We start from the raw sequence: 10,303 nt of genomic DNA, 5'->3' as shown, positions 1-10,303 counted from the left end.
GGAAGGGGCGGTGGGGGGAAGGCCGGAGTCCGGCGTGGCGTCCGGCGTGGTGTTCATGACGTGGGTGGGCTCGTGGGTGTCTGAGGCGGCCAGGGTGTCTGAGGCGTCCGGGGTGTCTGGGCGTCATCAGGTCCGTCGGGGGACTGCGGCGCCGATCCGTCGGGGGACTGCGGCGCCGGGCCGTCGGCCCGGGCTTCGGCCGGCGGGACCACGGCCACGACGATGACGTGGGCGCACGTCTCGGCCTGGGCGGCCGACAGACCCGCGGCCCGGCCCTGGGCCAGCGCCCAGTCCATGAGTTCCTGACGCGTCACCCCGGCGAGTTCGGGCACGGAACCGGTCAGCGCCTCGCGTCGTTCCTCGGCCGCGGCGTGGCGTGAGCGGCGCCGCCGCCAGCGTCCGGCCAGCCCGGGGCCGTGTGCCCGGATACTCCGCGTGGCGAGGTCGGCGAGGACCTGTGCCACGACCGACACGAGGATCGGCAGCAGGACGACCGTCTCGATACCGGCGCCCAGCGGATCGGTGGCCGGCCGGTGCAGCCGCTGCGGAGGGTAGGGCCGGGCCGCGTAGGCCCGGCAGGTCTCGTCCAGTTTCGCCAGTTCGGCCGGGGCCAGGCGACTGGTCACATCGCGCAGGACGTCCTGCCCGGTGCGGTGGTGCATGAGTTCCTCCCGTGGGGACGGACCTTCAGGGCACGCGGGCGCCCTGCCATGCGGTGTGTACGACGGGCCGTGTCCCGTGCCCACGACCCGTCGCCGGAGTGACAGGCACGCAGGCGCCGGACGCCCCGGGTCGCGCAGGCGGCGCGCGGCCCCGGATCGCGCGGGTCGGTCGCGCAGGTCAGCCGCGTCGGTCGCGGCGCAGGCGCAGGGTCAGCGCGAGGGCGGTGCCGGCCGCGCACACGAGCGCCGCCGCGCCGGCCACGGCGGTCACGCCGGGAGTGCCGGTGTCGGCGAGCTGGTCGCCCCCCGTACCGCCGGACAGCGCCGACGGGGCGGGCGCGTCGGAGAAGGTCGGCGCGGCGGAGGTGGTGGAGGGGGAAGCCGTGGCGGAAGCGGAGGCCGACGCGCTGTCGCTCGGTGTCGCCGACGCGCTCACCGTCCCGCTCGGGCTGGCGCTCGCCGAGGTGCTGGGCGTCGTCTTCGCGACGACGGAGTAGGACGCCTTGCCGTCCATCAGCAGCACCGGATCGATCTCCGGGAGGGGCTGGACGAGTCCCTGGGCGACGAACTGAAGGGTGGTGTCGACCGGTACGGCGGCGACCAGCGAGACACGCAGGGAGATCCGGGCGGTGCCGCCCGCAGGGAGCGAGCCCACCGACGGCAGGCCGGCGTCCGTGCTGAGGTACCCGCTGAGCGCGGTCTCGCCCGAGGTCAGTTCCACCGCACGCCACACGGACGCGGCCGCGTCGTACCACTCGACCTTGACCTGATCGGGCGTCAGCGCCGTTGCGGGCGGCGCCAGTCGCAGCCCCACGGCGACGATGAAGCTGTCCGTGATGGCGGTGTCCAGCGTGTTGTGGAACAGGGCGTCCACGGTCAGCGGGGTGCCACCGGGCACCACTTGGCCGGAAGCGGGCGCCAGTTCGGCGTACGGCGCGACAGGGTCGGCGGCGCCGGCCGGCGCCGTCGATATGACGAGCGAGAGGAGAAGGGTGGCGCAGCCCAACAGGGCGGCGAAAAACGGTCTACGGCGCATGGCAGATCAGCTCCCCCGAAAGCGCGCCCCCAGCGCGCTTCTTGGCGTGATATCGGCGAGTTTAAAGGATGAAACGCTGCTAAGGGGAGGGGTGTTTCATTGTGACGATAAGAGGCGGCGGTGAATCAGAGGGTCGGATGGGGCGAATGGGAATGGGAATGGGAACCGCCGGACGCATGTGAAATCGCCCGGTGGGGGCGAATCATCCGGTGGATGTGAATGGATGCGCGAATGTGAATGAGAGTGCTGACGGAAAGGGAACGCGAACGGAAATGGAAAGTGAACGGAAATGGCGGGGACTGTGCCGTTTCAGCAGGCCTGGCGCCACACCCCGAGTTCGCGCTTCTTCAGCATCGACGACAGCTTCAGCCTGCGGGACTCCGGGCAGAAGCTGCTGGTCGGCACCTCGTACTCCACGTGGAAGACCGCCTTGCCGGCCTCGATGAACGGAGTGAGTTCGGCGCACTCGCCGTACTGGGCGCATTCCTCGTTGACGGCGAAGTCGAAGTCGTGCAGCAGCTGGGGAATCTGCGGGAGATCGTTCTTGAGGCCCACGGACAGGCCCCGGTCGTGCGCGATTTCCGAGATCATCCGGTTGTAGGCGAGCTGGTCGTCCGCGGTGAGCGGGAATCCGGTTTCGTTGTCGTAGCCCTCCACCAGATCCGGCTCCACCGCGTCGAAGCCCTTGTCGCGGCACATGTCGAAGCGGCGTTCCATGATCGGCCGCAGGGTGGAGAGCTGCCGGATGTCCAGCCAGCGTTCGCCCTCCCAGCCGTTGGGCGCGCCGAGCAGGGCCCGCGGGAAGTCGTTCCGGTCGGGACGGAAGTCCTCCCAGGCGCCGACGTTGACGTAACAGATGACCTTGCGGCCGTCGCCGTGCAGCCGGGCCACGTCCGCGGCGGAGTTCTCGAAGCCGTCGATGTCGTAGACGGGCACGTCGGCGCCTGTCGGGTCGGCCTTCTTGTCGAGCTGCCACTGCCAGGCCACGCCCGGGCGCGGCTGCCAGCGCGTGCCGGTGGAAGAACCGGCGGAGGGGCCGGCGGTGGCGGAACCGGCGGAGGACCTGCCGGAAGGCCCGGCGGAGGACTGGCCGGAAGGCGTCCCGGAACATCCGGTCAGCGCCCCCGCCACCAGTGTGGCCAGAAGTGTCGCGCAGGTCGGTACCGTGCTGTTTCTCATCGCTCCGTCCAGGTCAGGGCCGAGATCAACTGATATCAGGAGCGGGGTGGTTGTCCCGTCCCGGGTCCGTCGGCCGCGGCACACCCGCACGTACCGGTGACTTTCACATCCCCGCCATCGCACCCTTCCCTGTCGTTCGGCGCCCTTGGAAAACTCCTTGCGCGCACGTCCCGTCACGTTCCCGCCAGCCGTGTGCGTCACGACGAGAGGGGTACCTCAACCATGTCCGAGGTCAATCGGCGCCGCTTCCTCCAACTCGCGGGCGCCGCAACGGCGTTCACGGCCCTGTCGAACAGCATCGAGCGTGCCTCCGCGCTCCCGGCCCACCACCGCACGGGATCCATCGAGGATGTCGAGCACATCGTCGTGCTGATGCAGGAGAACCGATCCTTCGACCACTACTTCGGTTCCCTGCGCGGTGTGCGCGGCTTCGGCGACCCGCGTCCGGCCTCGCCCACGCCCGGCCGGACGGTGTGGCGCCAGTCCGACGGCACCAAGGACGTCCTGCCCTTCCATCCCGACGCCGACGACCTGGGCATGGCGTTCCTCCGGGACCTGCCGCACGGCTGGAACGACGGACACGCGGCCTTCGCCGGAGGCAGATACGACAAGTGGGTGCCGTCCAAGTCGGCGACGACGATGGCGTATCTGACCCGCGACGACATCCCGTTCCACTACGCGCTCGCCGACGCCTTCACCATCTGCGACGCCTACCACTGCTCCTTCATCGGCTCCACCGACCCCAACCGCTACTACATGTGGACCGGTTACACCGGCAACGACGGCCGCGGCGGCGGCCCGGTCCTCGGCAACGACGAGGCCGGCTACAGCTGGACGACCTATCCCGAGCGCCTGGAGCAGGCGGGCGTCTCCTGGAAGATCTACCAGGACGTCGGCGACGGCCTCGACGCGGCCGGCGGCTGGGGCTGGATCCCCGACGCCTACCGTGGCAACTACGGCGACAACTCCCTTCTCTACTTCGACCAGTACCGCAACGCCAAGCCCGGCGACCCCCTCTACGACAAGGCCCGCACCGGCACCGACGCCCGCACGGGCGAGGGCTTCTTCGACCAGCTCAAGGCCGACGTCACGGGCGGGAAGCTGCCGCAGGTCTCCTGGATCGTCGCCCCGGAGGCGTTCACCGAGCACCCCAACTGGCCCGCCAACTACGGCGCCTGGTACGTCGCCCAGGTCCTGGACGCGCTGACCGCGGACCCGGCCGTCTGGGCGCGGACGGCCCTGTTCATCACGTACGACGAGAACGACGGCTTCTTCGACCACCTGGTACCGCCCTTCCCGCCGGCCTCGGCCGCCCAGGGCAAGTCCACCGTCGACACCGGCCCGGACGTCTTCAAGGGCGACAGCGGCCATGTCGCGGGCCCCTACGGTCTGGGCCAGCGGGTGCCGATGCTCGTCGTCTCGCCCTGGAGCAAGGGCGGTTACGCCTGCTCCGAGACGTTCGACCACACCTCGATCATCCGGTTCGTGGAGCGTCGCTTCGGGGTGTACGAGCCGAACATCTCGCCCTGGCGGCGTGCCGTCTGCGGCGACCTCACCTCGGCGTTTGACTTCTCCCGCGCCGACACCCGGCCGGTCGTCCTGCCGGACACCGACGGCTACCGGCCGCCGGACGGCAACCGCCACCCCGACTACGTGCCCACCCCGCCCGCCGGTCCCGTGCTGCCCCGGCAGGAATGCGGCTCGCGGCCGACCCGGCCGCTCAAGTACGCCCCGCTGGTGGACGGTGCGGCCGCCCCGGACGCCGGGACGTTCACGCTGACCTTCGCCTCCGGCGCCCGGGCCGGCGCGGCCTTCCTCGTCACCTCGGGCAACCGCACGGACGGCCCCTGGACCTACACCACCGAGGCCGGCAAGTCCGTCTCCGACACCTGGAACACCGCGTACTCCGCGGGCTCGTACGACCTGACGGTGCACGGCCCGAACGGCTTCCTGCGCACCTTCAAGGGGTCGGGCAGGGCCGCGGCGGGCCCCGAGGTCACCGCCCGCCACGTCGGCGACGCCGTCGAGCTGACCCTCACCAACAAGGGCTCGGCCTCGGTGGAGCTGAAGCTGGCCAACGGCTACGGCGGCCGCACGCGCACCCTCAAGGTGCGTCCCGGCGCCACGGTCCGGCACACGGTCGACCTGACCGCGAGCGGGCGTTGGTACGACCTCACGGTCACGTCCGCCACCGACGCCACCTATTCGAGGCGTTTCGCCGGACATGTGGAGAACGGCCGACCCGGTGTCAGCGACCCTGCCCTCGCCGACGGATGACCTGGTGCGCGGTCGCCGCGGCCGGCCTTTCCCGGGGGCTGGTCAGGTCCCCGTATGCGCAGGGTAGTGTGCCCCGGTGACCACGCATTCGAACACACCTGCAGGCTGGTACCCCGATCCGCACGGAGCGTCCCAGACGCTCCGTTACTGGGACGGCGCGCAGTGGACCCAGCAGACCGCCCCCGACCAGAAGCAGGGCGGACAGGCCCCCGCGGCGCCGCACATCCCGCCGCAGGCCGACCCGCGCGTGCAGCAGCAGGTGCAGCAGGAAGCCGGGATCGCCCCGAGCGGTCCCGGCGGCGGCACGCTGTTCTCCGAGCCGGTCCTGGTGGTGAACCAGAAGGCCAAGCTGATCGAGCTGACCAACGAGTACAAGGTCATGGATCAGAACGGCAACGCGCTCGGCTCGGTCGTCGAGGTCGGCCAGGGCGTGCTGCGGAAGATCCTGCGCTTCGTCTCCAGCCTCGACCAGTACCTCACCCACCGGCTGGAGATCCGGGACGCCCACGGCCAGCCCGTCCTGCGGCTCACCCGCCCGGCCAAGATATTCAAGTCCCGGGTGATCGTGGAGCGTCCGGACGGTCAGCCGGTCGGCGAGATCGTCCAGCAGAACATGATCGGCAAGATCAACTTCGCCATCAATGTCAACGGTCAGAAGATCGGTGCCATCAAGGCGGAGAACTGGCGCGCCTGGAACTTCGCGATCGTCGACCACGCGGACAACGAGGTCGCCCGGATCACCAAGACCTGGGAGGGCCTGGCCAAGACCCTCTTCACGACCGCGGACAACTACGTCCTCCAGATCCACTACCAGCTGCCCGAGCCGCTGCTGAGCCTCGTGGTCGCGACGGCCCTGACGGTCGACACGGCGCTGAAGCAGGACTCCAGGGGCCTCGGCTGACGCCGACGGCGGGGGACTTACGCGCGGACATACGAAATCCCGCGCACCGCTGTGATGCGGTGCGCGGGATTTCGTATGTCCTGCCCGGGGTTCCCAGGAACCGGGGAACCCGGGAACCCCCATGCGTGCTCACGTGCTCACAGCGGAGTGAGCTGTCCCGGCCCCGGCGGCCGGGGCAGCAGCGCCGGTTCGGCCGACGCGGTGCTCGGCTCCAGGGCCAGCACCGCGGCCACGGGGTGCTCCTCGTCGACCGCCCCGACCGCGTCGGGGGCGTGGAGCGGGCCGGGCGCGTCGACCGGTGCGGGCCGCTCCGAAGTCGTACGCGACAACACGACGACGCCCCAAGCCGCCAGGCCCGCGCCGGCCAGTGCGAGCAGCACTCCCGCCGCCCCGCCCCGAAGACGTTCGCCCAGCAGGGCGAGGCCGATCGCCGCCGCGGCCACCGGGTTGGCCAGCGTCACCACCGCCAGCGGCGCGCCCAGACCTCCCCGGTAGGCGGTCTGCGCCAGCAGCAGCCCGCCGGCGGCGAAGGCCGCGACGAGCAGCGCCACCCCGATCACCTGGATGCTCAGCACCCGCTCCGAGCGGTCGGTCGCGGCCACCGTCACCGTCTGGGTGAGCGCCGAGGCGACCCCGGAGGCGAAACCGGACGCGGTCGCGTGCCGCAGCCCCGGCCGGGCGCCCGGCCGGGACAGCAGCCCGATGAGCGCCGCCGTCGCCGCGGCGACCACCAGCGCCTCGGGCAGGCTCAGGATCTCGTCGGGTGCTGATCCCGAGGCCATGACGAGGATCGCGGCCAGCCCGGCGAGGGTGTACGCGGTGCCGCGCCACTCGTTCGCGGTGACCCGGCGGCCCGCGAGCCGTGCGCCCAGCGGCACCGCGGCGACCAGGGTGAGCGCGCCGAGCGGCTGCACCACGGTGAGCGGGCCGTACTTGAGGGCCACCACGTGCAGCAGGGCGGCGCCGGCGTTGAGCCCGACCGAACTCCACCAGGCGCCGCTGGCCAGCAGGCGCAGCGTGCCGGTGCCCGAGTCGGAGCCGGTGCCGGAGTTCGGGCCGGAGGTGCGGGAGGCGAGGCGTTCCTGGCCGACGGCCGCGGCCGCGTAGGCGACGGCGGAGAACAGCGACAGGACGACGGAGACCAGAGTGGCGGTCATCGGACGGCACCCGCCGACGCGAGTGCCCGCGCCGGTGCGAGATCGTCGGTCGGTACGAGGTCCTTGTGGACGTGTCGCGCGGTCGTGGTCGTCCGGTGCGGCGGGTGGATCACCGCGAGCGCCAGGCAGAGCAGCGCGCCGGCCGCGATCGCGTCCAGCCAGTAGTGGTTCGCCGTGCCGACGATCACCAGCAGGGTCAGCAGCGGATGCAGCAGCCAGAGCAGGCGCCACCGTGAGCGGGTCGCGGCTATCAGGCCGATCGCCACCATCAGTGCCCAGCCGAAGTGCAGCGAGGGCATCGCGGCGTACTGGTTCGAGAGGTGGTCGCTCGACGGAGGGCCGTACACGGACGGCCCGTACACCCGGGCGGTGTCGACCAGTCCCGTCGCCGCGAGCATCCGCGGCGGGGCGAGCGGGAACGTGAGATGCAGGACCAGGGCGGCCGCGGTGAGCGCCGCCAGGACCCGGCGGGCCCAGACGTAGTGGGCGGGGCGGCGCAGATACAGCCAGACCAGGAAGGCCACGGTGGCGGGGAAGTGGACGGTCGCGTAGTAGGTGTTCGCGAGGTGCGCCAGCGTTTCCCGGTGCAGCAGCGGGGCCTGGACGAGGCCCTCACCGGGCAGGTGGACCGCCCGCTCCAGGTCCCACACGCGCCGGGCGTCGCGGAAGGCCTCACCGGTGTGGCCGGTCGCGAGCTGCCTGCCCAGCTTGTACACGAGGAAGAGTCCTGCGACGAGCAGGAACTCACGGACGAGCGGTGGCCGCGCTGTCGCGTCGGGCTCCGCTTCTTCAGGCTCGGTTCGGTTCATCCCCCCGGCCCCCTTGCTGACGATGGTGCGTGCGCGCTGCGACGAGCTCGGCGCTCGTCTCTCCGCGTACGCGTATGTGTAAATGGCAACGACACGGTGCCGTACCGATACGGTAGTGTACCGATACGTTGGAGTACCGGTACACTGGCGTATCGATTGCATGCGACACACTGGAGAAGGGCCCCGTCGGGCCTGTCGGACAGCAGTGAGGGGAAACGCCGATGACGTCGCAGGCCGCGGAGGGACCGGAGACGGTCGTCGCCTCGCGCCGCTCCAAGCTCACCCGCGAACGTGAGCAGGAGTTCTTCGACGCCGTCCTGGAACAGATCCGTGAATGCGGCTACGACTCCGTCACCATGGAGGGCGTCGCCGTGAGCACCCGGTGCAGCAAGTCCACGCTCTACCGGCAGTGGGGGACGAAGCCCCACTTCGTGGCGGCGGCGCTGCGCTCCAACCGGCAGGCGCGCTTCGTCGGCATCGACACCGGAACGCTCGCCGACGACCTGCGCGCGGTGGCGCGGGCCTCGGGCGACTGGTCGGGCAAGGACACCAGACTGCTCCAGGCGCTCGGCCACGCCGTCATGCAGGACCTCGAACTCCAGAAGGCGCTGCGTGAGGCGCTGGTGGAGCCCGAGATCGCCGAGCTGGAGCGCATCCTCCGGCGCGGGGTCGAGCGCGGCGAGGTCGCGGCCGACCATCCGGCGCTGGCCTATGTGCCCGCCATGATGTTCGGTGTCCTGCGCGTGCGGCCCGTGCTGGTGGGCGAGTACGCCGACGGGGACTACCTCGTCGGGTTCGTGGAGGCCGCCGTGCTGCCGGCGCTCGGCCTCACCTGATACTCAGGCCGCCGTCTCCGGGATGACCGGACGGCGACCTGCTCGCGCCGCACCGTGGGGACGGGGGCGGCGCGCACCCCCCGGCCGGGTGGGGTTCCTCTTGAGCGGAGAGGAGCCCCACCCGGCCGACAGTCTTCCCGGGGCCGGTCAGACGTTCTGACCGCTGCCGCTGCCGGTCGACACCTTGATGCCCTTGGTGATGTCGTCGATGACCGAGACGTTCTGGTCGGTGTCGACGCCGAAGCGGATCACGACGATCCGCGCGGGGTTCGCCGGAGAGGGGAACGCCAGCGACTCGACATAGCCGTCGGCGCCCTTGCTGGTGACCGCCTTCCAGCGGACCAGATAGCCCTTCTGCCCGGCCACCGTCACCGCCTTGGAGGCCAGCACCTGGTGCGAGGTGATCTTGCCGTAGGTGGTGCCGCCGTAGGACTCCTCGGCGTTCGTGGCGATGTCCGCCTTGGCGACCGCCTCCGCGGTCGAGCCCTTGGTGCCCAGGACCAGGGCGGGGGCCGAGTAGGCGCCGCCCTTGGTGCACTTCTGCGAGGTGTTGCCGGGGCAGTCGTACGAGTTGTTCGACGTGACCTGCGCGCCGACGTTGAGCTCCTGGCCGTACCAGTCGTCCGGGATGGGGATGCTGATCCCGCTCACCGCGTCGGTGACCGAACCGCTCTTGATCTTCGGCGCCTCGGACTGGTCGGGCGCGGGCGACTGCCCGCCGTCGCCGCCGGAGCCGCCGTCCTGCCCGCCCGGACCGCCCTGGCCGCCCGACTCGCCGAAGGGGCCGCCCTGCCCGCCGGAGCCGTTCTGGCCGCCGGGGGCGCCCTGGCCCTGCCGCGCGTCGTTCGTGCCGCCGCCACCGTCGTCCCTGGTCAGCGCGAACACGCCGACGCCGATGCTGGCGAGCACCGCCACCGCGACGCCGACGGCTATGCCGGTCCGCAGCCCACGCCGCCGGCCGTCCGCCGGCGGTTGTGCGGGGTAGCCGGGATATCCGGGGTAGCCGGGGTAGCCGGGGTATCCCGGCTGGGTGGGATAGGAGGAGTCGGGCGCGACGTACGGCTGCGTGCCTTCGGGCGACACCTGCATCGGCGGACCCCAGCCGGCGGCCTCTCCCGCGGGGCGGGTCTGGTCCGTCCACGTCTTGCCGTCCCACCAGCGCTCGGTGGGGGGACCATCACTTTTCTGCCCGGGGTCGGGATACCACCCGGGAGGAGTCACCTGCGTCATGCCCCCACCGTATGAGGCGTCGGTGAAAGAGGGATGAGAGGGATCCGGTCTTCGCCTCGGCGACCCCTCCCCACCGGACCCCGACACGGCCGGGCCTGCCCGTCCCCGGACCACCGCCGGCCCACCGCCGCGGCCTGACCCGGGCCACCCCCTTGGCGTGCCACCGGGCCATCCCCTCGGCCCGCCACTGGGCCACCCCCTCGGCCTGTCCCCGGG

Annotated in this window: 9 protein-coding genes; 3 read left to right on the top strand and 6 right to left on the bottom strand. The window is 71.6% G+C overall.

Annotated features, from left to right (window positions below; translation table 11 throughout):
- Positions 1 to 53 precede the first annotated feature (53 nt).
- The 3 genes from FNH09_RS41040 to FNH09_RS41030 all read right to left on the bottom strand — a co-directional run bounded on the left by FNH09_RS41040 (position 54) and on the right by FNH09_RS41030 (position 2,877).
- On the bottom strand, positions 54 to 662 hold the full coding sequence (locus FNH09_RS41040) for a hypothetical protein (protein ID WP_152894961.1): 609 nt from the start codon (positions 660 to 662) through the stop codon (positions 54 to 56).
- A gap of 178 nt (positions 663 to 840) precedes the next feature.
- Positions 841 to 1,698 (bottom strand): hypothetical protein, encoded by an 858-nt coding sequence (locus tag FNH09_RS46910; protein WP_156110860.1) that lies wholly within the window; start codon positions 1,696 to 1,698, stop codon positions 841 to 843.
- A 309-nt stretch (positions 1,699 to 2,007) separates the two neighbouring features.
- Complete coding sequence (locus FNH09_RS41030) at positions 2,008 to 2,877, bottom strand: endo alpha-1,4 polygalactosaminidase (protein ID WP_152894960.1); 870 nt, start codon at positions 2,875 to 2,877, stop codon at positions 2,008 to 2,010.
- A gap of 222 nt (positions 2,878 to 3,099) precedes the next feature.
- Here FNH09_RS41030 and FNH09_RS41025 point away from each other — a divergent pair, with 222 nt between their 5' ends.
- Positions 3,100 to 5,154 carry a phosphocholine-specific phospholipase C gene (locus tag FNH09_RS41025; RefSeq protein WP_152894959.1) on the top strand — a complete coding sequence of 685 codons (2,055 nt, stop codon included), beginning with the start codon at positions 3,100 to 3,102 and terminating at the stop codon, positions 5,152 to 5,154.
- Positions 5,155 to 5,230: 76 nt separating this feature from the next.
- A complete protein-coding gene (locus FNH09_RS41020) occupies positions 5,231 to 6,055 on the top strand; it encodes an LURP-one-related family protein (protein ID WP_162469852.1) in 825 nt (274 codons plus the stop codon).
- Between the two features lie 137 nt (positions 6,056 to 6,192).
- On the opposite strand, the gene FNH09_RS41015 is transcribed toward FNH09_RS41020, so the two are convergent.
- Together FNH09_RS41015 and FNH09_RS41010 are read right to left on the bottom strand one after the other, a co-directional pair.
- Positions 6,193 to 7,212 carry a DMT family protein gene (locus FNH09_RS41015; RefSeq protein WP_152894958.1) on the bottom strand — a complete coding sequence of 340 codons (1,020 nt, stop codon included), beginning with the start codon at positions 7,210 to 7,212 and terminating at the stop codon, positions 6,193 to 6,195.
- Positions 7,209 to 8,021 carry a phosphatase PAP2 family protein gene (locus tag FNH09_RS41010; protein ID WP_152894957.1) on the bottom strand — a complete coding sequence of 271 codons (813 nt, stop codon included), beginning with the start codon at positions 8,019 to 8,021 and terminating at the stop codon, positions 7,209 to 7,211. The genes FNH09_RS41015 and FNH09_RS41010 overlap by 4 nt, the downstream gene beginning before the upstream one ends.
- 221 nt (positions 8,022 to 8,242) lie before the next feature.
- On the opposite strand from FNH09_RS41010, the gene FNH09_RS41005 reads away from it, so the two are divergent.
- Positions 8,243 to 8,857, top strand: a complete 615-nt coding sequence (locus FNH09_RS41005; protein ID WP_152894956.1) for a TetR/AcrR family transcriptional regulator — start codon at positions 8,243 to 8,245, stop codon at positions 8,855 to 8,857.
- Between the two features lie 147 nt (positions 8,858 to 9,004).
- Here FNH09_RS41005 and FNH09_RS41000 read toward each other — a convergent pair whose 3' ends face one another.
- Entirely contained in the window at positions 9,005 to 10,087 is a 1,083-nt protein-coding gene (locus FNH09_RS41000) for a DUF2510 domain-containing protein (RefSeq protein ID WP_152894955.1), read from the bottom strand.
- Positions 10,088 to 10,303: the final 216 nt, after the last annotated feature.

Source organism: Streptomyces adustus, from assembly GCF_009377175.1.
Classification (GTDB): domain Bacteria; phylum Actinomycetota; class Actinomycetes; order Streptomycetales; family Streptomycetaceae; genus Streptomyces; species Streptomyces adustus.
This window is presented reverse-complemented; position numbering and strand designations above follow the sequence as displayed.

What these genes read in the sequence shown, in the direction of transcription:
- FNH09_RS41030 (WP_152894960.1), bottom strand. Translation starts at nt 2,877, where the DNA reads ATGAGAAACAGCACGGTACCGACCTGCGCGACACTTCTGGCCACACTG.
- FNH09_RS46910 (WP_156110860.1), bottom strand. Translation starts at nt 1,698, where the DNA reads ATGCGCCGTAGACCGTTTTTCGCCGCCCTGTTGGGCTGCGCCACCCTT.
- FNH09_RS41000 (WP_152894955.1), bottom strand. Translation starts at nt 10,087, where the DNA reads ATGACGCAGGTGACTCCTCCCGGGTGGTATCCCGACCCCGGGCAGAAA.
- FNH09_RS41010 (WP_152894957.1), bottom strand. Translation starts at nt 8,021, where the DNA reads ATGAACCGAACCGAGCCTGAAGAAGCGGAGCCCGACGCGACAGCGCGG.
- FNH09_RS41040 (WP_152894961.1), bottom strand. Translation starts at nt 662, where the DNA reads ATGCACCACCGCACCGGGCAGGACGTCCTGCGCGATGTGACCAGTCGC.
- FNH09_RS41005 (WP_152894956.1), top strand. Translation starts at nt 8,243, where the DNA reads ATGACGTCGCAGGCCGCGGAGGGACCGGAGACGGTCGTCGCCTCGCGC.
- FNH09_RS41025 (WP_152894959.1), top strand. Translation starts at nt 3,100, where the DNA reads ATGTCCGAGGTCAATCGGCGCCGCTTCCTCCAACTCGCGGGCGCCGCA.
- FNH09_RS41015 (WP_152894958.1), bottom strand. Translation starts at nt 7,212, where the DNA reads ATGACCGCCACTCTGGTCTCCGTCGTCCTGTCGCTGTTCTCCGCCGTC.